The following is a 22,527-nucleotide window of genomic DNA, read 5'->3' on the forward strand; positions in this document are numbered from 1 at the left end:
TTTCCTTTTTTATTTTATTTGGCAGGCAGGATCCCTTTTTCTCTGCATACAGAAAGCATGTAGGAAAGGATCCGGCTGTCATCGTAATCAAAGTTATCTTTATCTACCCAGGTTACCTCGCCTTCTCTTCGGAACCAGGTAAGCTGGCGTTTGGCGAAATGTCTGGTGTCACGTTTCAGGATGCGAACGGCTTCCTCGTAAGGGTATTCTCCGTCCATCCAGTCCAGGATTTCTTTATAGCCCAGTCCCTGCATCGAAACCATTCCTCTGTGGCAGCCCATCTCCCGGAGCTTTTTTACTTCTTCTACAAGCCCGTTTTTCAACATCTCATCCACTCTTGTGTCTATGCGTTCGTAGAGAAGGGGACGGGGTGCGTTCAGGACAAAGTATGCCAGGGCATAGGGGCTGGTATGTTCTTTCTGCTCTTCATTATGTTCGGAGATCCTGGTACCGTTCTGTTTATAAAATTCCAGGGCGCGTATCACTCGCTTGACATTGTTCTCATGGATGTCCTGGGCTGACTTGGGATCAACCTGTGCAAGCATATCATGAAGAAATGAAGGGCCTTTTTGTTCTGCCAGCTCTTCCAGCTCCCTGCGGTAATGGTCATCCTGGTTGGAACTGGTAAAATCAATATCTCTGGTTACGGCCTGAATATAAAATCCCGTGCCGCCTACCAGGATCGGGATCCGGCCTTTATCATAAATTTTTTCCATGGCTTCTTTTGCCATCTGCTGGAAAAGGACAATATTAAAATCTTCTGTGGGCTCCAACACATCCACCAGCTGATGAGGGACGCCATCCATTTCTTCCGGTGTGATCTTGGCGGAACCAATATCCATATGGCGGTAAACCTGCATGGAATCTGCGGAGATGATCTCTCCGTTTACTGCTTTTGCAAGGGCAATGGAAAGTTTTGTTTTTCCCACGGCAGTAGGTCCGGTAAGGACGATAAGAGGTTTTTTCATAGATTTTCTCCGTTTATGATAGGTATCTTACACGATACGTTTAAATTTTTTTTCAATCTCTGTCTTACTCATGGCAATGATGGTTGGCCTTCCATGAGGACAGTTATAAGGATTTTCCAGTGTCAGAAGTTCATCGATCAGCTTGTCGGCTTCCTGGGGTGACATGGAATGATTGCCTTTTACAGCAGCTTTGCAGGCCATAGTTGCAAGCCTTGCGGTAAACAGTTCAAATGCATCTTTGGAGCCGTCTGCAGTGAGATGGTCCAGCATTTCCAGAAACAGCTCTTCCTCTGTCATTCCCAGAAGACTGGATGGCACCGCACTGATACTGTACTCTCTTCCCCCAAAAGGTTCGATCTCAAAACCGAAATCCCGAAAATATTTTTCGTTTGCTTTTAACAGGTTTTCTTCCTCAAGGCTGAGTGAAACGATCAGCGGAGGGCTTACGTACTGAGACTGGATGTTCTGAGACTGGAACAGCTTTACGAACCGCTCATAATATACTTTTTCATGGGCCGCATGCTGGTCAATGATATAAAAATTATCTTCGAACTGTACCAGCCAGTAGGTGTCAAACAGCTGTCCGATCAGCCTGTGGCGGCTTCTGGATTCCGGGGCAAGAAGCCGTTCTTCGAAAAGTTCCAGCTGTTTTGGCGTTTCCTGTTCCAGGGATTTGATCGGCTCGCTGTTTATCTCAGGAGATGTCGATTCGGCAGGTTTTTCAGATATCACTTCTGGATCAGCTGTTTCTACAGCGGAAGTCTCTTTTTTTCCGTCCTTCAGTGTGCCGGAAAACATTTCCTCTTCTTCTTTTGTAAAGGGCTGAGATCTATATACGGGATTTTCCCGCAGAGAACCCATATGCCTGTATTTATCTGTAAAAGAATCTGAAGAACTGTGAGCTGTTTCAGCTGAGCCATAGGAGGCTGTACTATTTGTCAACTTATTATAAGGTATCGATGAAACCGGCGATGTACGTACTTCAGAAGCTGTCGGTGCAATATGGGAAGCTATATTCGCCGTCCGGTTCTGGTGTCCGTACATCTCCTGCCGTCTTTTTACCTCGAAAGGTTCCGGAACATTTCCTGGCTTCATCTGCTCGTTGTGAGATGTCGGTTCGTCTTTTCCCACAGATACCTGCGGGATTAGTTCTCTGTGAGTCAGTACCTTACGAACAGTTTCATAGATAGCCGTATAAACTTCGGTTTCTCTGGCAAAACGCACTTCTCTCTTTGCGGGATGCACATTAACATCCAGGTCATTGCCGTCCATTTCAATCCGAAGTGAGACAAACGGAAATTTATGCTGCATGACCAGTCCTTTATACCCATCCTCAATAGCCTTGGTAATGATCTTGTTTTTTACATACCGGCCATTGATATAATAATTCTCAAAAGTGCGGTTTCCTCTGGAAATCTCCGGTTTTCCCACAAAGCCTTCGATCTTCATAAAATCATTTTCATAGGAGACTTCCAGAAGTGCTTTGGCGATCTCCCGTCCGTAAACGCTGTAGATCACATCCTTTACGCTGTAATTTCCGGAACTGGAAAGTTTCACCTGACGATTCTGGATATATTTAAAGGAAATTTCCGGATGGGAAAGCGCCAGCTGTTCCATCAGCGTATTGATGTAACCGGCTTCTGTCATGTCGGATTTCAGAAATTTGCTTCTTGCAGGTGTGTTGTAAAAAAGGTTCCGGATCAGGAAGGTGGTTCCCTCCGGTGCGCCCATCTCCTCCAAAGACTGTTCTTTTCCACCTTCGATCACATAGCGGGTACCGCTGATGGCAGAAGGAGTTTTTGTGATCAGTTCTACCTGGGAAACTGCGGCAATACTGGAAAGAGCCTCGCCACGAAAGCCCAGGGAGGCAATATGTGTCAGGTCTTCCACTTTTTCAATCTTGCTTGTAGCATGACGTAGAAAAGCAAGGGGAACCTGTTCTGCTTCCATTCCGGAGCCGTTATCTGTGATACGGATCAGCTTTTTTCCACCATCTGTGATCTCTACTGTGATGGCGGTAGCTCCTGCGTCAATAGCATTTTCCACAAGTTCTTTTACAACAGAAGAAGGCCGCTCCACAACTTCACCTGCTGCAATCTTATCAATGGTATTCTGGTCTAAAACTGCAATTTTTCTCAAGGTATCACCACCGGTTCTTTATTTTGTTCTGCAGATTATAGAGAATATTCAGGGCCTCCATTGGAGTCAGGTTGCCAATCTCCAGGCCTTTGATCTCTTCGATGATATCATTATCCTGCACCGTGTCAAAGAGTGACATCTGTGCCATATCCACCTGGTCATAGGTGATCTTCTGCTTCTTTTTCGGAGCAGTCAGGTCTTTTACCGCTGCGGTGATATCTGCGTCACTGAGCTCTTCCACAAGTTCCTTGGCACGCTGGATCACGGAATCCGGAACACCGGCAAGCTTGGCCACCTGGATACCATAACTCTTGTCAGCGCCGCCTTTTACGATCTTACGAAGAAATACGATATCGTCGCCCTTTTCTTTGACAGCAATACAGTAATTGTTGACACCGGAAAGTTTTCCCTCCAGTTCGGTAAGCTCATGATAATGGGTCGCAAATAAGGTCTTGGCACCACAGAGCTTAGTGTTGCTGATGTGTTCGATCACTGCCCAGGCAATGGAGAGACCGTCAAAAGTACTGGTTCCACGTCCGATCTCATCCAGGATCAGAAGGCTACGGGAAGTGGCATTGCGAAGAATATTGGCAACCTCCGTCATTTCCACCATAAAGGTACTTTGTCCGCTTGCAAGGTCATCAGATGCACCTACACGGGTGAAGATCCGGTCAACCACACCGATGTTTGCACTGTCTGCCGGAACAAAGCTTCCGATCTGTGCCATCAGTACGATCAGGGCTGTCTGGCGCATGTATGTGGATTTTCCGGCCATGTTCGGTCCTGTGATAATGGAGATACGTTTTTTGTGGTTGTCAAGATACGTATCATTTGGAATGAACATATCGTTTTCGATCATCTGTTCCACAACCGGGTGGCGGCCATTTCGGATATCAATGAGGCCGGTCTCATTGATCTTGGGCCGGACGAAATTATTCCTCTGGGCAACCAGTGCAAGAGAAGCGAAAACATCCAGTGCAGCCACTGCTTTTGCAGTGCGCTGGATACGGACAACTTCCGCTCCAACCTGATCACGGATACTGGAAAACAGTTCAAATTCCAGCGCATAAAGCTTATCCTCAGCTCCAAGGATCAGATCTTCCAGATCTTTCAGTTCCTGAGTGATATAACGCTCTGCATTGGTAAGGGTCTGTTTGCGGATATAATCCTCCGGCACAAGATCTTTGAAAGTATTGGTAACTTCCAGAGAATAACCAAATACACGATTGTACTTGATCTTCAGGCTTTTGATACCGGTACGTTCCCTCTCTCTTGCCTCCAGCTCAGAAAGCCATTTCTTTCCATCTGTCCGGGAACGGCGGAATTTATCTACATCTTCATTATATCCTTCCCGGATAATGCCACCGTCTTTCTGGGCAAGAGGCGGATCATCGGTGATAGAGTTCCGGATCAGCGAGGTAATGTCTGTCAGAGGATCCATATCTTCGTTGATCTTAGTAAGCAGTGGAGATTTGAATTCTGCCAGGACCTGTTTTATATAAGGAAGCATTTCCAGAGAAGAGGCAAAAGAAACCAGATCTCTTGGGTTGGCAGATTTGTAGCTGATACGGCTTATCAGACGTTCCAGATCGTAGATCGGATTTAAGTATTCCCGGATCTCATCACGATCCATAGGTTTTGCGTTCAGTTCTTCCAGGGCACCAAGTCTCTTTTCGATTTCCTCTGCATCGATCAGAGGCTGCTCCACATAAGAACGAAGGGTTCTTGCACCCATGGCAGTTTTGGTTTTATCCAGAACCCAGAGAAGAGAACCTCTTTTCTGCTTTTCGCGCATGGTTTCCACAAGCTCCAGGTTACGACGGCTGGAGCTGTCGATGAGCATATATTTTTCAGCAGAGTAAGGGCGGATGCTTGCCATATGGGAAAGTGCTGTTTTCTGTGTTTCCTTCAGATACAGGAACAGTGCACCGGAAGCAATGATCCCGCTATCATAATCTCCGATCCCGAGACCTTCCAGATTTCCGACGTGAAAATGCTCTTTCAGGGTTTTCTGGCACAGCTGGTCGTCAAAGTACCAGGGATCCAGAGCAAATACACAGATCCCAAGACGCCCCTTCAGATCCGCTACATCCACACCGCTTAAAAGAAAGGCGTCGTTGCAGATGATCTCGGCAGGTGTGAATTTATTGATCTCATCCAGAAGCTTCTGTGGTTTATCCAGTTCTGTGAGAAAACAGTCACCGGTTGTGATATCTGCAATTGCACAGCCAAAATGATCTCCAATGGAGACAATGGACATCAGATAATTGTTTTTTGACTCGTCCAGTGACATGGTATCCAGAGTAGTTCCCGGTGTGACAATGCGGACAACCTCTCGTTTAACAAGACCCTTGGCTTTTTTCGGATCTTCTACCTGTTCACAGATGGCAACTTTATAACCTTTTTCTATCAATCGGTTGATATAAGTTTCCGCAGCATGAAAAGGAACGCCACACATGGGCGCTCTCTCTTCCAATCCGCAGTCTTTTCCTGTAAGTGTGATCTCCAGTTCCTTGGATGCAGTCAGCGCATCATCAAAGAACATTTCATAAAAATCGCCCAGACGGTAAAAAAGGATACAGTCGCTGTATTCTTCTTTGGTCTTTACGTATTCTTTCATCATCGGTGATAATTTCCCTGTGTTGACTGGAAACCCTGTATTTACGCGGCTTGTAGATGCTTTATGTTCCTCTTTGACCCACTTTTGACCCATTTTTTTTTCTTCTTCAGTGTTTCTTGCTTTTTCCAAATATTTAAACCTCTTCCTAAATTGTCATTTTATCAGTAAAATTAGCTTTCTTTTCCATACTTTTCTTCATAATTTCTTATCGTGGTTGCTTTAAGATTTCGAACCTTATAAAGTTCCATCCATTTCTCATACCATTTTGAAACGGACATACTCGAATCAAAGCCTGGAATACCTGGGAGAACTTCCGCCAAATACATGTTTCTTTGCTTTTTCACCTGCTGAAGATTTGTTCCATAGATAGAAAAAGGCGGTTGCCAGATTCCTTAATTGTGATTCTGGCTTCTTACCGCCCATCTTTTCTTTGTCGGATTCCCTTACCTATTTCTTTTCCTCTTAGATTTTTTCCATAACATTACCATCCTTTTTCTAATAACAATAGATGATCATGCATGGCACTGGACTTAATTTTAACACAACCCCAAAAACCTTTCAAGACTGCCAATCTATCCATTTCTGAAATTTTTTCTTATCAATCAGGGTTCTTCGCCCAATTCGTACCATGAAGGTATTATTCTTCATAAGAGTTCTCATGGTTTTCTCTGAAAGACCTGTGCGTTCACAGGCTTCCTTGACTGATATAAGAATCTTATCGTTATCTGCTGCTTGTATTTTTTATGTATCATATATATTACAGCCAATATCTGAAGGCAGATGATATTGGCTGTTCCTCTCTTCGATAAAATTATTCTTTTGTCATCTGATTTTAATTTCTATTTTTCCTTCCACTGGGCTATATAAATCCAGAGGATCTTCATCACTTTCATAAACACGTCCTACGCCTTCTCCGTAAGTATCTTCTGTTCCAGTTTCATATTTTTTATATGTTGTTCTGTTTTTTTCTTCTTTATTTACATATAATTCTAATGTCACCGTTTTAGCATCTGGAGAAATTCCTTTATATTTTGTATTATTTCTGCTTTCTTCAAACACAGTCTCTGTGTCTCCATAATTTGTCATTCTATAAAGCCCCTGATTTCCTTTATCGTCGGTTCCTAGTAAATAATAATCTTCATATTCTTTATTATCCAAATTTCCATAAATTGTACTTGCCAAATCGTTTAAGCTCATTTTTGAAATCGTCAGATTTTGATTTGGAGATATCTTTATTTTTTTATTCACATTTACATTTATTGTATTCTTCTCCAGTTCTTCCCAATTTGATGAAAATTCAAAAATATAGTCATCCGTATCTTCTGTATCTGCAGTATCCATTTCTGTTGGATCAAATAACCATACTTTCATTTTTATATCTGCTGTATTATCTTTAATAGTTGTATCTTCCAACCTATAATGACAAACCTGACCATCTGTTCCGTTCTCCTTTTTCTCCAGAGCATATGTTCCATCTAACTGTGCCGCTTTTCCATTTATCTCCACTTCTGTTAGTAGAATAGTCTCCTTTTCTTTTGAAGCATTTATATTATCAGATATTGCCACCCATAAATTCTCCTTATCAGCAGCAATTTCATCTAACGTAATAGAAACTCCATTTTTAGTAATCGTTTTTCCAACACTATCTATATATGATTCTACATTTTCATTAATCCCCAATGCAGTTTGAATCCACGAAGTAATCTGTTCCCAGGCCGCCTTTATCTCATGCGGATGTCCCAAGCCTCCTATCAATAATGCTATTACAACTCCTGCTGCTGCAATTTTTGCTAATTTTAATTTCAAATTAACATTTCGCTTTTCCCATGGCAAGGAAGCTTCATAAACAAATTTTTCATCTATTTCTCCCATCAGATCCAAAAAATTGTTTTCTTTTTTCATATGATTTCTTTCACCTCTTCCCATAATTTGTTTCTGCTTCGAAAAAGGCTGGATTTAATTTTAGTCTCAGAGCATCCATGTCTTTTTGCAATGTCTTTAATATTATCCATATACCAATATCGCCTGACAAAAATATCCCTGTCCCCTGCTTTTAAATCACTTAAAAATTTTTCTAAAATATTCAAAATTTCCTTTTTCTTTATATCCTCTTCCACATAATCCTTTATTGTACTTTCCAGTTTTTCCACTTCACCACAAATATCCATCATATGTGTATCTGCTCTTTTTGAAGCATTTTTCTTTCTGAAATTATCCAATGCCAAATTTCTGGTTATTTTTCCAAGAAATGCAGATAATTTTGTTGGCGTTTTGGGCGGAATCTTATTCCACGTTATCAGCCACGTATCATTTACGCATTCTTCTGAATCTTCTGTGTTATATAAAATATTCCATGCAATCTTAAAGCAAAATTTTTCGTACTTTACTTCTACCTGGCGAATTGCATCTTCTGATCTTTTTAAAAATAAATTTATAATATGTATATCTTCCATATCACATTTCTCCCTTGTATATTAGTGCTTTTATGCAGATAGGCTATTTGCAGTGTGCCATATTAATGTTGTCTATTATATATAACGTATTTTTTTCTGTTTGGTTGCACTTTTTTTATAAATTTTTTTGTTACCATAATTCCATTATCACTATAACATATTATCTAATCATTCTTCTCTCCCTGGTCAACTATTAATATCGTAATCTGCTTCTGCAAATAAAGCTACATGCCAAAAATGAAAAAAAGGAGCTGCCATTCAATGTGCATTCATGAACGGCAGCTCCTGTTTAAATCATTTTTATTTAACAACTACTTTTACTTTTTTGCAACTATTTCCAGATTTCACTGTGATATAGGCTGTTCCCTTTTTCTTTCCAGTGATCACACCACTGGAACTTACCGTTGCGATCTTCTTATTTGAAGAACTGTAGGTAACTTTCTCCTGGGAAGTGATCGGGCTGATGACCGGTTTCAGCGTAAGTTTTTTATTTCTTGCAACGGTCACGCTTGATTTCATTCCGGTGATCTTTGTTGTTCTTACCGTTGTTTTTTGCACAGTAACGGAAATGACCTGTTTCTTGCCGCTGGCCAGTGTAATGGTCACTTTGATTATTATTTGAATTCCAGCCCTCAGCCTTTTCATTGACAGAGGGCTAATTTTGGCTTAGCAATTATTGAGCATCCCTTAACTGATCTACAATGCTGCATTTCGCTGCGTTATCATACATCATGCAGGGAATCAGCCACCCCAGCAGAAGAAATACTGGAATTGTCAGCAGGACAGGCAGAATGGTAAACCGATACTCAAAGAACCAGAACATACTGCCCAGCATTTTCCCCGCAAGAGGTCCCACCGCCAGCGACAGAATAAAGGCCGCCGCTACGGAAGACATTGCGTAAAACAATCCCTCGTAGATCAGCATGGTTTTGAGCTGCCGGTTTGTCATTCCTACAGCCTGAAGCACAGCAAATTCACGGCGGCGGGAAAGAATACCGGTCATCATGGCGTTGAAGAAATTTAAGAGTCCCACCAGCCCGATGATAGCACAGAGGATACCACCGATCAGAAGGAACATCTGCCGGAATTGAGCAAACTCAGAGCGAGCCGTGGCCTTGCTTTCATACATCAAGGGCGAAAACTCACCGGCAGTGAGCTTCGATAGATATTGCTCTGCTTCGGCCTCGTCAACTTCGTCCGCTGTGTCGAACAGGTAGAGCATCGGAATGGCTGCACCACCGCTGTCCCTCTGTGCGGTATCCACAGACAAAACCGCCTCATATCCAATACCATCATAACGATAACTCATGGAAAACGGAAGCTCTACCAAGGCGCAGACCGTGTACTCTACATCTCTGGCTCCACACAGTTTTTCCTGAAGGTACTCCTCCGGTGTATCTTCGGTGCAGAGTTCCCCGGTGCGGCTGTCGATATATTTCACATCGTCCGCATAGGTAGCTGTGATCGTGTCTCCCACCTTGGGGTAGTATTCAGGATTGGGCAGATTACCGTAGTCATCTAAGGAAACCGCAATGGCAATAGCGTTATTGTTTGGCTCCAGCATAGGAGAAATATCTCCGTCGAATACTTGCAGCTTGTCAAACAGGCTGTTATCCAAAGCCTCAATTCTGGTCTTTCCCATCACCATATTGCCCCGGTGCTCCATGCGGCTCATATGGCTGTCCACCTGCTCAGCACTTTCGAACAATGCATAGTCCTGCCGCAGAGCATCCTCCGTCATCCACAGATATGCGGGTTTTCGCACAGCATATCCCGTGCCGGAAAGACTGGCCTTTGTGTTTGCTGCGATCTCTCCGATCTGTTCTGGCGTGATGAATTCATCTGCCGGGTTGTAGCGGAAATAGTCGGGCGTGCTGACGATAAAATCGGCGCAGGTCATGCTGGACACATACTTCTCCATGCTGAAGCCTCCCACAAAGGCACACAGCGCATTGAACAGTGTCACCGACAGTGCCAGAGACAACACCACCAGCACCGTCTTTTTCTTATTTCGTCCCAGATTGGCAAAGGCCATCTGATGGAGCTTGGCCCCCCGGGTGCTGCGCTGTTTTTTCTTAGTCTGCATTGCATCTGTATATTTGATAGCCTCCACTGGAGAGACCTTGGCTGCCATTTTTCCAGGCTTGGAACAGGACAAGAGCACCGTCAACAGGGCAAACAGCATGGAACCAAGGAAGATCACAGGCGAAGTGCTGATGGTGGTGATGCCTGCATCCAACTTGGTGGAGCGCAAGACAATAGGCATCAGAACAGCACCGATGCCGTAGCCCAGTAGCAGCCCCGCCGGAATGCCGATCAGACAAAGCAGAAGTGCCTGCTGGCGAATGATGCGTTTGAGCTGCCGGGGCGTTGTGCCAATGGTTTTCAGAAGTCCGTAAAACCGGATATCCCCTGCAACAGAGATCTGAAAAATGTTATAGATGATAAGATACCCCGTGAAAATCACCAGCAACAAAAAAGCTGCTATGGCAATTATCAGCTCTGGATCGAGCTGCGACTCCAGCTGAGATGAGGTATATCCCCAATTGACGCCGATTCGGACGCTGTTGGGATCAGTATAGCTGTCCCATGTGTAACCAAGATCGGTATCCACCTGCTCCATCTGCCCTTGAATGTTTGTGCCGGAAGCCAGCATGACATTCAAATCGGTGCGGAAAGGCTGTAACCCTGTTTTCACTGCCTGCGCTTCGATGTCATCTGCGTAATCACGGCTGATGTTGATGTAGTGAACAGGCATTAGTTCATCATAGTCCCAATAGCCTACTAGCGTAAAGGTATCTGTTACAGTAGAACCGGTTTGATCTTTGTCCATGATGGAATAGGAAACCGTGACCTCGGCACCCAGTTCCGGTGTCACACCAAGCAGCTGCAACGCTGTCGTATCCATAGCCACCTCTTTGCCGCTTTCGGGCATCCGTCCGATAGTAGGGGTGGCATAGCTCCATTTAGTGCAGTTGGCATCCATGTAGCTGATCTCTGCCGGTATTTTGGCAAAGACCCCCTCCGCAGTGATACCGATTACCTTCCGTACCCCCGTAGCCTTCACCTTTGGGTGGGCAGCGATACGTTCCGCCTGCTCGGGGGAAACATCCTTAAAGGTGCCATGCGCATAGCCGCCTACCTGCCGAAACTGGTAGGTTTCATAACTGGCGTTCAATGACAGGACAATGGTGAACATGGAAGTAAATAACAGCGTGGTCAGCGCAATAGCAAAAATTGCAATCAGATTGCGGCGACGGTTCGCATAAAGAGATTTTAAGCTGAGCTTTCGAATACATTTTCTGTTTTTGACATTCATCGTAGCCACCTCCCGTTAGTTCTCGGAGACGATCCGACCATCTTCGATACGGATAATGCGGTCTGCCATCTGCGCAATTTCTTCGTTGTGAGTGATCATTACGATTGTCTGGGCGAATTTTTGACTTGTGACTTTCAAAAGACTCAATACATCCTGGCTGGTTTTGGAATCCAGATTACCTGTCGGTTCATCTGCCAGAATGATAGCGGGCGCTGCCGCCAAAGCACGGGCGATTGCCACACGCTGCTGCTGACCGCCTGAGAGCTGATTTGGCAGCGCATCCAAGCGGTCGCTCAGTCCAAGCGTCTGCACGATCTGCTGCACAAAATTCTTGTTTACCTTTCCACCATCCAGTTCAATTGGTAGAATGATATTTTCATATACATTCAGCACCGGAACAAGATTGTAGCTCTGAAATACAAAGCCGATTTTCCTGCGGCGGAAGATGGTCAGCGCTTCCTCCTTCAGGGAGAAAATATCCTGTCCGTCCACCATGACCGTACCGCTTGTAGGGCGATCCAGCCCGCCCAGCATGTGCAGCAACGTGGATTTTCCGGAGCCGGACGTGCCGACAATTGCAACAAATTCGCCCTTCTTCACACTTAAATCAACTCCATCCAACGCATGAACTGCGTTATTGCCGGAGCCATAAATCTTTTTCAGGTCTTTTGCCTGTAAAACTTCCATAAATGAGTACCTCCATGAAAAAATCTGTATGTATGAAAGGAAATGATCCTTTTACACATACAGATTATCGCATAGGATTCTTTCCACATTCTTGCGAGGGCGCAAAAAAATCTAACAGTTTTGAAAGAATTGTTGTTATTTCGGCAGAAATATGGAAAACGCACTTCCTTTTCCCGGAACGGAAGCAACCTTGATATAACCGCCCTCGCCGGATATGATCTGTCGGGCAAGATATAAGCCAATGCCCACACCTTCTTGTTTCTGCACACTATTTGAGCGGTAAAAGCGAGCAAATATTTTCGCTTGCTCACTTTCCGAAATGCCTGTGCCAGTATCCGATATATCGATCCTTGCAAACATTTCGTAACTTACGGCAGAAATCCTGATTGTGCCATGCTCTGTATATTTGATGGCATTGTCTACGATATTCGCCAGCGCTTCCGCTGTCCATTTGAAGTCGAATACAGCAAAAGCATCGGTATCCTGCAGTCGCAAAGACAATCCTTTTTCAGAAGCCTTGGCGGCATATTGTTCTACTACGCTTTCAAGCAGCGGCTGTAGCGCTGCTTGCTGAGGGGTGAGTGAAATGATCCCATTTTCCAGTCTGGAAAGCTTTACGAGAGAATCGATCAAAAATCGCAGCTTTTCCGATTGTTTGTACAGCGCCTCCACATTTGCCTTCGCCGATGCAGGCAGAGTTTCCTCCTTCAGAAGCTCGCTGTATAACAGCAGGTTTGCAATCGGCGTTTTTGTCTGGTGCGAGATGTCCCCAATCAAGGTTTTGATTTTGTCTTTTTCCTGCGCTACATTTCGAGAAGATGCTTCTGCTGCGGAAAGATAGTGTGCAAACTTTGTTTCCAAAGCAGACAGCCGACTTTCATCAAAATTGGTTTCAGAAAAGGAGCCGGTCATGGCAGCGTCCAGCATCCTTTCGATTTCTTCCATCGTTTTTCTGGTCTTTCTCTGCTCCCATAACACAACAGCTGCCGCCGCCAGAAAACACAGCAGTATGATCACAATACCGGTTTTATTCATCTTTTGTCACCCAGCTATAACCGATTCCATAGACGGTTTTAATGTATTTCTGTGCACCAAGCTTATCCCTCAGACGCTTGATCGTAACAGACAAAGCATTTTCATCCACATATTCTGCGCCATTTGTCCAGATCCGGTCGACAAGGTCTCCACGGGTCATGGTTCGACCACGATTTTCAACAAGCAGACGCAGTAATTTTTGTTCTGTTTTGCTCAATTCCACTTTTGAATCTCCCACATAAAAGGTCATAGCCTCAAAGTCAAAGTGAAATAGATCCATATGGAACGGCGCATTTTTATGGTTTGACGCTTGCTTTCGCAGTTGGGTATTCACCCTTGCCCGCAAAACCGAAAGAGAAAAGGGCTTGGTAATGTAATCATCAGCGCCCCTCTCCAGTCCGTCTACGATGTCCAGATCGGTATCATTGGCAGTCAGCAGAATAACAGGAATCCCGGGTGTGTTTTCCTTGACCTCCCGTAGCAATTCAAGCCCACTGCCATCCGGCAGATTGATATCCAACAGGATCAGGGATACACCGCCGCAAAGCAGCTGCTCCTTCGCCGTTTTCAGGTCTTGGCAGGAAATGATCTTCCGATCATCTACTTTCAGTGCTTTGCATAAACCTTGATTCAAACCAATATCATCTTCAACAATCAATAATTGCTCCATATATCTCACTCCCTCGTTACTCAAAGGTATTCGGCAAAGTTAATAACAAGACACAAAAATAACCGTCCCAGCAAAACTGAACGGTTATTTTCAATCAATTAAGTATGTGGACTAACCGTCTATCGGCAGCACACTTTTTCTATAATCATATTAGCACGCATATGTGACAATGTCAAAAAATTTCTTCATTCTCTTGGTTATTAATCTCCTTGATCAGCTGTACTGCCTTCTTTGCATCATCGGTTTTCACGAATATATCCATACCATATATTCCAAATCCAGGTGCTCCATGCATTGCAACATTCGCACCTGCTTCCTGGGAAAAAGCTTCTATTCCACTTTGCTTTAACATTTCTACGAGCTGTTCTGTCTCTACTATATTCTGTGCATTATAAATCTTTGTCCATTCTGTCTTAGATTGGGAAGTTTCTTTTCTCTCCTGAACATTTGGTGAATTCTGATTTCTTTTTCGATTAATAAATGCTAAGGTCCTAAGAATAATAAATGACACAATAGTAATACCTATCAGAAATCCCAATGCCAATCGTGTTATCTGTGTTTCTGTAGCTCCCATTCTAAATAAACATATACCATAGATGACTGTAAAAATTCCTGCACATATTACACTGGTGAGAAAATTTCGCCATATAGCAGCACTTTTTGGCAGGCATTTATCCCATATTCCATTATACACCATAATAGCTACATATAGGATTCCTCCTACTAAGACAGTTACTATCTCTCCCAAAACCAAACGAGTATCCACCATTAATAGCATCTGAATAATAATCGCTAACACACCAATCACAAACATTGATGCAAATGCAAGATTTCCAGCCTTTAATGCTTTTTGTTTCACCCATTCTTCATACACCGCAACTTTGTCCAGTGTTTCTTTCATATCTTTATTCATAGTCTGGCTCCTTTCTCCATCCAGGAGCTCTCTCATCTCAACATCGTAATATTCAGCAAGTTGAACAAGTACACTGAGATCTGGCATATTTATTCCTGTTTCCCATCTGGAAACTGTTCTTGCAGATACCCCAAACTTCTCGGCAAGCTGTTCTTGCGTAAGATTCTTTTCTTTACGACATTGCTTTAAAAAAGCTCCAATCTTTTTTGTATCCATATCTCTACCTCTCTTCCACTTACAGCTTACCAATATGCACCAAAATTACCACGACATAAAACGAGAATCCGTTAATTTTCAACCGGACATCTTATGTCTAGAATAAATAAACGGTATTTTCATACCGAAAACAAATACCTATAATCATTCCAACATTCAAACAAGAAGTATCTCTCGCCCAATGCGCTCGGTCAATTTCGATTGAGATTTCACCTGTTTTAAGAGATTTAATAACTGTTATATTTTGTTATCAAATTCACTGTAAACCATTGAAAACACTGAATTTGTCGCAGGTGAGCTTTCCCTTATTGTTTCCCTTGTGTTATATCGTCCCACCAGTGTTTACAAACTCTGATAAGGGCAAATACAAGGGCAAAAAAATCTGATAACACATTATAACACAAAATGAAAGTGACATGGTGAACTGATTGAAATGCTTCTAATTTTTGTAACTGATGATTGATTGAATGATAAGGAGATGCTATACGATGAGAACGATATTTGCAGAATGCAATCCACACAGAAACAGCATTGATGTTTACTGGTTATATGCTCCGCATTGATTGTTGGGAAGCTGAGAAGGACTTAAAAATCACGCCTGGATCAGACTGTGTATTAGATGCACTTGCTATTGATGAACCACTGGAATATGCAAGATTATATCTTGATGAAAATTTGCAAATGTGGATAGATGCAGAAGATTCATTAGAAATTTTTTGATTTTTAAACAAATACAACAGTTTAAATCACTATTAGCTACAATATTTCCGGAAAATTCATCATTGGTTTGTGTAAACGCAAAGAAAGGGCGTGTCAAATTGTCTGCTCTACGACGGCTTTTTTCTTTTGCCGTCGTCCGGCAGATGGTGTCTGTAGTTAGTTACTGACTATGGCTTTAATTTTTCGGATTAAATCAAAATCCGTTTTGCAGCAATAGTTACCATAGTACAGTTTGGCTTTTTGCTCTAACCTATCGAGACGGAGCAGGCAGTACAAACCAGCAAAGAAACCGCGATCAGGCAGCATCCAATAAATTTCCCAACTCTACGCATAACCGTTTCCTCACTGAACGAAAGTAAGGAACATGGCAAGCGCAACAATTCCCACCATCAGCAACGCCCAAAACGCGCTGATTGCCGTAGATACGATATTGATAACGCTGCGGCTTTCCCTGCTCCGCACACATACCACCGAAAGAATCAGGCCCAGCAGAACAAAAACGATATTGGCTCCGGCCCAAGCGGTTCGGACTCCGTCCGACAGCGAAAGGTGCAGAAGCGATGGGGCGAGAGCCGCCAACGGCAGGATGCTCATAACGAGCGCAGCGATACTGATTGATTGGTATTTTTTTCTTTTCCATAGTTTTACCTCATTTCCTTTTTCCCAAATTGGGTGACAGCCAGCGCGAAAAACAGGCCAAACACTACAATCGCGCACGGCAGGAACGGAAACACCGAAAAAGCGGCGTCGGAAGTTTCTGCTGTAAAGTCATGGAGAGAGCAGGAAACGAGATAACCGCTGTAACAGTACGGGTAGGCGATCCACAGCGGCGTATTCGCAACCAATACACCGGGAATCACAAGCAGCAGATTTAATCCCACAGAAAGAAGCGGCTTTTCAAACAGCACAGTGATGGCCCACATAGCCGCAATGCACGGCAGCATAGTCAGAAACAGCCCCAAGCACCATTTCAGAAGATATAGGATCGGCAGGGTTCCTGTTACTCCCATTGTCTGTGTCGCAATCAACCCAGCAATTACAAATACGACAAGAAACACCACCATCTCCATAAACAGATAAAAGGTAAGCACACAGAATTTGGCAATGGATAATGCGCAGCGGCTGACCGGCAGCGCCAGCATTTTCAGAATCCCGTTATTTCCTGTTTCTCGTCCTGCGATCATCACGCAAACCACGATCATGCTGAATGGAAGCAGATAGTAGGCGTAAACAAGCGCACTTTGAATAAACATGGCAGCCCACGCATTGGTGTATTCCGGTGTAAAGTAGTTGCTCAAATACGCAACCCCAGAAACCACCACCAATAAAGGTGCAATGAAAATCAGGGGTACGATTTTGGAGCGTTTTACTTTCATAAACTCGATTTTGAGTAAATCCAAAAAACTCATTTCTTATTATCCCTCCTTACTCGTAGCGTCTGTACTTCGCCAGCCACAAGCCCACAGCAAGGAACAACAGTGTTTCCACCAAAGCGACAAGGACAACCGTCGAATCAGGCTGGGCGCTCATGGCTACTGCTGGTTTCAGAATAATCACAAAAGGATGCACCAGCAAAAGCGTCAGCCCCGAATTTGCAAGGGCCATACCACTCAGAAAACCGGCAACACCAATTCCAAGCGGCACCCACATATTTTCAAAGCGCGAGGAAATCAGCAGCATAAACGACAGTACCGGCATGGATGTGAGAAAAGAGTATCCGGCAAAGCGTACCAGCGTACCCATCTCAAATGCTCCGTCCGGCAAGTCCGTCATTCCAATCTGTGCAAGTGCCAGGTTTTGCAGCACGATTGCAACCAAAAACATGACCGTCAGAATCAGAAATTTGCACAGATACATGGCCGGGACGCTGACGGGAAGCATATACATCTTCTTTACGGCACTTCCCTTAAATTCCATGTTGTAGATCATGCAGGTAGCAACCACGATACCGAACAGATTCAGCACCATAATCATGCCGTAGAGCTGGGTCAACAAGACATCCATCGGGGCCAGCGGCAAATTCAGAAGTGTGTCTTTCCGCACAATGAAATTGACAAATGCGTAGGCGGCTCCCAAGACACCAACGGCCAGCAGCACGGGAATCACGCCGGTTCGCTTTCCTTTCCGAAGTTCGATTGCCAGCGTTTTCATAATTTTGCCCTCTGCTTTCTGTCCATGTTATCTTTCTCAACCATAGAAAGAAACACATCTTCCAGATTGTCCGCAGCGAAGCCGGATTGCAGGGCGTATTGACGCAGATCATTCATGCTTCCCTCAAACAGCAGCCGCCCGTGGTTGAGAATCCCAATGTCATCTGCAATCAATTCGATTTCAGACAGCATATGGGACGAGATCAGCACCGTGCAGTCGTAAAGGCCGGGCAAGGATTTTACCAGATTGCGGATTTCGTGGATACCAGACGGGTCAAGACCGTTTGTGGGTTCGTCCAGAATCAGAATCGGCGGACGCCCCAAGAGTGCCCCGGCAAGGCCCAAGCGTTGCTTCATTCCCAGCGAATACTGTTTTGCCAGCCGGTCGCCAAACTCGGTCAGCCCTACCAGTTCCAGAGCATCTTCCACATCCGCTTTCGGCAGTCCCAAAATGCGGCGGATAATGTCAAGATTTTCCCGCCCGGTGAGATTCGCGTAGAAAGACGGCGCTTCGATGAAAGAGCCGATCTCTTTGAGAATGGCAATCCGATCCTGCGGAAACTGTTTCCCATCAATGGTAAAGCTGCCTTTTGTGGGGTCGGTCAACCCCAACAGCATTTTCATGGTAGTGGATTTGCCTGCCCCGTTCGGGCCAAGAAAACCATAAATGCTGCCCTTGCGAATATGAAGCGAAACATGATTGACCGAAGTGAAGTTCTTATATTTTTTGGTCAACTGTTCCGTTGTAATGATATAGTCCATAGAAACATCTCCTTTCGATGCTTCTATGGTACAACTTCAACCTGACATCTACATTCTCCCGTCCTTACTTTTACCTTACTTTTCAAGGAACAAGAACGCAGAATGGACAGCCCATGATATAATAGAAACAAATAAAATCAGATTGGAGAAACTGCTATGGATAATTCCTTTTTACATACTAAAAGGCTCCTGTTGGTAGATGATGAACAGGAACTATTGAAAATGGTTTCAGATATATTGAAAGATGCAGGATTTGAAACTGTCCTTACCGCAATGACGGTCAAAGAAGCTATTTTGACCGCAAAAGAGGAAACTCCCGATTTAATTGTTTTGGATGTCATGCTGCCGGATGGGGATGGCTTTTCTCTGATGCAACATTTCCGCACTTTTACCAATGTGCCGATCATTTTCTTAACAGCAAAGGACGAAGCAGCCGACAAATTATCGGGATTGGGGCTTGGTGCAGATGACTACATTTCTAAGCCCTTTATGCCGCAGGAACTGTTACTGCGTATCTATGCGGTACTGCGGCGGACCTACAAAGAGGATTCACCGCTGCTTGTTTTGGATGGATGTACGATTGATTTCAGCCGGGCCGAAGTCCATAAGGGCAGCGAAATTATTTCCCTGACAGCCAAAGAACATACTTTACTTGAAACGCTTGCCCGTAATGCTGGAAAGATTGTTACCGTAGATGCGCTTTGTGAAGCCCTCTGGGGGGATAATCCTTTTGGCTACGAAAACAGCCTCAATGCTCATGTCCGGCGCGTCCGGGAAAAGATTGAAACCGATCCATCAAAACCCGTGTCCCTAATAACCATTAAAGGATTAGGCTATAAGCTGATAGCAAGGAAGTGATGTCATGAAATCATTCGGAAGTTATATATCTAAATATCTTGTGTCGTTCGTTGCCTTTATTCTGATATTGCTTTTTCTTAATGCAGTAGTATTCGGTCTGACTTTTCAAAAGATTGTGACCGAGGATTATGGCGATTCATCCCCGCAAGCCATGTTGGAAATGACTGCTACCGCCGCTACGCCGGAACAATTATCGGATGAGGCGGTGCAAATGCTCCGACAGAATCATATTTGGGCGATCTACTTGAACACAGATGGTCAATGTTATTGGTCGGTTGATTTGCCGGACAATGTGCCGAAAAATTACACAATTCAAGATGTCGCACTATTTTCAAAAGGGTATATTGAGGATTACCCGGTTTTTATTTGGAACACCGATGATGGGTTGTTGGTGCTGGGCTATCCCACAGACAGCTACACAAAACTCACCAGCAATTACTATTCCATTGCAGCACTTCAACGACTCCCCATCTTTGTTCTGGGGATGCTTGGCTTGGATTTGCTGTGCCTCTTTTCAGCCTATTACTTTTCCAAACGCAGAATCATTCACAATACCGAACCGATTGTGTCCGCTGTGGAAACTTTGGCAGATGGAAAGCCAGTTTCACTTCATATCAGCGGAGAACTATCGGAAATTGCAAGCAGTGTAAACAAAGCTTCTTCCATTTTGAATAGGCAAAATGAAGCGCGGGCGAACTGGATCAGCGGCGTTTCCCATGACATCCGCACACCTCTCTCCATGATTATGGGGTATGCAGGCCGTATTGCAGAAAGTAAAGCTGCCAGCAAGAGCATCCGTGAACAGGCGGAAATAGTACGGAAGCAAAGTGTAAAAATCAAAGAGCTGGTGCAGGATTTGAATTTAGTATCGCAGTTGGAATATGAGATGCAGCCGCTTCATAAAGAGATGGTTCGCTTATCCAAACTACTGCGATCCTATGTAGCAGACCTGTTGAATACAGGAATTTCCGATAGCTACAACATCGGAATTAAGATCACTCCTGACGCCGAAAATGCTGTGTTGGAATGTGATGCCAGATTGATTTCGCGAGCTGTAAACAACCTTGTCCAGAACAGCATAAAACACAACCCACAGGGCTGTGAAGTCTGCCTTTCGCTTACAGCATCGCAAAACCATCTTATCTTGGCGGTTACGGATAACGGAACGGGTCTGTCTGCTGAAAAGCTACAAGAGCTGGAAGAAAAACCGCATTATATGGAAATCACAGATGAACGGCTTGATTTAAGACATGGGCTTGGATTGCTGATTGTCCAACAAGTCGCCATAGCTCATAACGGCAATTTCAAACTTACTAATGTTTTCCCGAAAGGGTGTGAAGCTACTTTAATATTCCCGTATATTGGATAAACAGGCAAGTACAAATCTATAAGAAAACGCCAGATTTCCGTGATGGAAAACTGGCGCGCCAAGAACAGCCATTATTATACTGAATTACATGGAACGATAATGCCGATGCAATGTTATACGTGCCCGGGAGGAGTAATACTTTTTTAACTGATGTAGATCATGTGGGCTTTGAAAAAGCAAACAGGACACGGTAAATTAACCTCCAATCGGCTACCGTGTCCCCGCAAGTCGTCATAGGTTTGTGTAGACGCAAAGAAACGGCGGCTCTGAAAATCAAAGCCGCCGTTTCAAATGGGCGTTTCAAATTGTCTGCTCTACGACGGCTTTTTTTCTTTTGCCGTCGTCCAGCAGAGTATTATTCAATATTTAATTCAATGTTTCCAGTGAAATTCTCACATTCAATACCGATATAGTTTCCACCTTCAGGGAGTGTAATTGTATCACTATATGTTCCAGTTGTTTCAAACAAAGTGACTGCTTCATCAGCTCCAGAAATCCAAAATACTTTTGCAGTTCCCTCCGTAACCTCCAGCGCGCAGTCAATAGACAGATCCTTACCAGCTTCACGCTTTATGGAAGTTCCGCCGAACAAATACTCTGTATCTGAAAAATCCTCATAGTTGGCTGTATAGCTTCCAGTATAATCATCAATTCCTTTTTCTTTCGTACCTTGTAAGGATGAATTTCCAGTAAGCGCTATGGAACCAGCAGACTGAACAATATTGTTATACTGATCGAGAACTTCATCTTTTGTGCAACCTGAAAGCACAGAAGCACCCAATAGCATCAGGCATAATGATAAGACTATTTTCTTCACAGCTATCACCTTCCTTTCCTGCGTATAGCACGCTTTTCTTTTCCCTTGGCATTTGTCTGTTTACGGGATTTTATTTCTTTTTTGTTACTGGACATCAGTAACAACAGCACAGTCCAAAGAACCATGATACCAACCCCAATAACCGCCAACAAAAGATTTGATGATGTGGTTGTTCCAGCATATTCACTCATGTCAAATCCTACTAAAATCAGCGCAGCAGAGAAAGGATAGATGCTGGCAAAGATACCACCTTTGAAAAACAACATGCTGTATCCAAGGAAGAACGCCAGAATGGAACCGCCCAGATATGCCCCTCGGATCTGCCCAAAAATCAGAATCAGCGGCATACAGACCAAATAGGTCGTCAGAGCTGCTAACACGATCTGCGTACCTCCATGAAAAAACACTTCCGCTGTCAATCCCGATAATCCAACCATCAAACCAGTAATCAAGGTAATGCCAACGCTGTATATTCCCAGCAGAACTGCAAGCATACCGACTAAAAGTAACTTAGCTCCCAACATTTTCGGCATAGAAACAGGAATTGTCATGATGTTTTTCAGTGTATCATGAGTGGATTCTCTGTCTATAAGCCATCCTCCGATCATTACCAGTGAAATTGGAAGGAATATCTGAGTGTTTCCCCAAACAACATTTTCAAATAGTGCAGAAAAATCATAGTTTGGATTTCGGTACTCCGCCTCCATAATCAACTGGCTTCCATATTGCACCAAAGGACAAAGTGCAAGTGCCACAAACCCTACCAAAAGGATTTGGCACCGGCGCAGTTTCAATAATTCCGATTTTAATAAGTTCCACATAGTCACACCC

At 44.0% G+C, this 22,527-nt stretch carries 20 protein-coding genes and 1 pseudogene; 3 read left to right on the plus strand and 18 right to left on the minus strand.

Annotated features, from left to right (window positions below):
* Positions 1–14 precede the first annotated feature (14 nt).
* The 12 genes from miaA to AC04Q6_RS03615 form a co-directional block, all read right to left on the minus strand.
* Positions 15–968: a tRNA (adenosine(37)-N6)-dimethylallyltransferase MiaA gene (gene miaA / locus AC04Q6_RS03560; protein WP_476389523.1), complete on the minus strand. Its 954-nt coding sequence runs from the start codon at positions 966–968 to the stop codon at positions 15–17.
* Between the two features lie 27 nt (positions 969–995).
* Positions 996–3,107, minus strand: coding sequence for a DNA mismatch repair endonuclease MutL (gene mutL, locus AC04Q6_RS03565; protein ID WP_118169684.1), 2,112 nt, complete (start codon positions 3,105–3,107; stop codon positions 996–998).
* A 4-nt stretch (positions 3,108–3,111) separates the two neighbouring features.
* On the minus strand, positions 3,112–5,730 hold the full coding sequence (gene mutS / locus AC04Q6_RS03570; protein WP_118063913.1) for a DNA mismatch repair protein MutS: 2,619 nt from the start codon (positions 5,728–5,730) through the stop codon (positions 3,112–3,114).
* 555 nt (positions 5,731–6,285) lie between these two features.
* Positions 6,286–6,465 (minus strand): helix-turn-helix transcriptional regulator, encoded by a 180-nt coding sequence (locus AC04Q6_RS03575; protein WP_118069997.1) that lies wholly within the window; start codon positions 6,463–6,465, stop codon positions 6,286–6,288.
* An 84-nt stretch (positions 6,466–6,549) separates the two neighbouring features.
* Positions 6,550–7,653, minus strand: coding sequence for a DUF4179 domain-containing protein (locus AC04Q6_RS03580; protein ID WP_118069995.1), 1,104 nt, complete (start codon positions 7,651–7,653; stop codon positions 6,550–6,552).
* Positions 7,626–8,180 carry an RNA polymerase sigma factor gene (locus AC04Q6_RS03585; RefSeq protein WP_118070529.1) on the minus strand — a complete coding sequence of 185 codons (555 nt, stop codon included), beginning with the start codon at positions 8,178–8,180 and terminating at the stop codon, positions 7,626–7,628. Before AC04Q6_RS03585 ends, AC04Q6_RS03580 begins: the two co-directional genes overlap by 28 nt.
* A 300-nt stretch (positions 8,181–8,480) precedes the next feature.
* Entirely contained in the window at positions 8,481–8,786 is a 306-nt protein-coding gene (locus tag AC04Q6_RS03590; protein ID WP_242997103.1) for an Ig-like domain-containing protein, read from the minus strand.
* Between the two features lie 67 nt (positions 8,787–8,853).
* Positions 8,854–11,499 carry an ABC transporter permease gene (locus AC04Q6_RS03595; RefSeq protein WP_118069993.1) on the minus strand — a complete coding sequence of 882 codons (2,646 nt, stop codon included), beginning with the start codon at positions 11,497–11,499 and terminating at the stop codon, positions 8,854–8,856.
* 15 nt (positions 11,500–11,514) lie between these two features.
* Positions 11,515–12,186 carry an ABC transporter ATP-binding protein gene (locus tag AC04Q6_RS03600; protein ID WP_055163149.1) on the minus strand — a complete coding sequence of 224 codons (672 nt, stop codon included), beginning with the start codon at positions 12,184–12,186 and terminating at the stop codon, positions 11,515–11,517.
* A 135-nt stretch (positions 12,187–12,321) separates the two neighbouring features.
* Entirely contained in the window at positions 12,322–13,131 is an 810-nt protein-coding gene (locus AC04Q6_RS03605) for an ATP-binding protein (RefSeq protein ID WP_476389524.1), read from the minus strand.
* A gap of 82 nt (positions 13,132–13,213) precedes the next feature.
* Positions 13,214–13,891: a response regulator transcription factor gene (locus AC04Q6_RS03610; protein WP_118069990.1), complete on the minus strand. Its 678-nt coding sequence runs from the start codon at positions 13,889–13,891 to the stop codon at positions 13,214–13,216.
* 172 nt (positions 13,892–14,063) lie between these two features.
* Positions 14,064–15,020, minus strand: a complete 957-nt coding sequence (locus tag AC04Q6_RS03615) for a helix-turn-helix domain-containing protein (RefSeq protein ID WP_118069988.1) — start codon at positions 15,018–15,020, stop codon at positions 14,064–14,066.
* A gap of 488 nt (positions 15,021–15,508) precedes the next feature.
* Here AC04Q6_RS03615 and AC04Q6_RS03620 point away from each other — a divergent pair.
* Positions 15,509–15,740 (plus strand): annotated as a pseudogene (locus tag AC04Q6_RS03620) (DUF6061 family protein).
* 295 nt (positions 15,741–16,035) lie between these two features.
* Here the strand turns inward: AC04Q6_RS03620 and AC04Q6_RS03625 are convergent.
* Genes AC04Q6_RS03625 through AC04Q6_RS03640 form a run of 4 tightly spaced genes read right to left on the minus strand, consistent with a single transcriptional unit; the run spans position 16,036 to position 18,652 of the window.
* A complete protein-coding gene (locus tag AC04Q6_RS03625) occupies positions 16,036–16,380 on the minus strand; it encodes a hypothetical protein (protein WP_178087455.1) in 345 nt (114 codons plus the stop codon).
* Positions 16,381–16,384: 4 nt separating this feature from the next.
* Positions 16,385–17,149, minus strand: a complete 765-nt coding sequence (locus AC04Q6_RS03630; protein ID WP_118069984.1) for an ABC transporter permease — start codon at positions 17,147–17,149, stop codon at positions 16,385–16,387.
* A 16-nt stretch (positions 17,150–17,165) separates the two neighbouring features.
* Positions 17,166–17,891, minus strand: coding sequence for an ABC transporter permease (locus AC04Q6_RS03635; protein WP_118069982.1), 726 nt, complete (start codon positions 17,889–17,891; stop codon positions 17,166–17,168).
* The gene (locus AC04Q6_RS03640) at positions 17,888–18,652 is read right to left on the minus strand and encodes an ABC transporter ATP-binding protein (RefSeq protein WP_118064589.1); all 765 of its coding nucleotides are present in this window, start codon (positions 18,650–18,652) and stop codon (positions 17,888–17,890) included. Before AC04Q6_RS03640 ends, AC04Q6_RS03635 begins: the two co-directional genes overlap by 4 nt.
* A gap of 156 nt (positions 18,653–18,808) precedes the next feature.
* On the opposite strand from AC04Q6_RS03640, the gene AC04Q6_RS03645 reads away from it, so the two are divergent.
* Positions 18,809–19,510: a response regulator transcription factor gene (locus tag AC04Q6_RS03645; RefSeq protein WP_015515120.1), complete on the plus strand. Its 702-nt coding sequence runs from the start codon at positions 18,809–18,811 to the stop codon at positions 19,508–19,510.
* A 4-nt stretch (positions 19,511–19,514) separates the two neighbouring features.
* Positions 19,515–20,879 (plus strand): sensor histidine kinase, encoded by a 1,365-nt coding sequence (locus tag AC04Q6_RS03650; RefSeq protein WP_117657553.1) that lies wholly within the window; start codon positions 19,515–19,517, stop codon positions 20,877–20,879.
* Positions 20,880–21,234: 355 nt separating this feature from the next.
* Here AC04Q6_RS03650 and AC04Q6_RS03655 read toward each other — a convergent pair whose 3' ends face one another.
* Entirely contained in the window at positions 21,235–21,696 is a 462-nt protein-coding gene (locus AC04Q6_RS03655) for a hypothetical protein (protein WP_118069980.1), read from the minus strand.
* A 5-nt stretch (positions 21,697–21,701) separates the two neighbouring features.
* A partial coding sequence (locus AC04Q6_RS03660; RefSeq protein WP_476389525.1) for an ABC transporter permease occupies positions 21,702–22,527 on the minus strand: 826 nt, incomplete at its 5' end.

This window comes from Blautia sp. HA9023 (assembly GCF_056504095.1).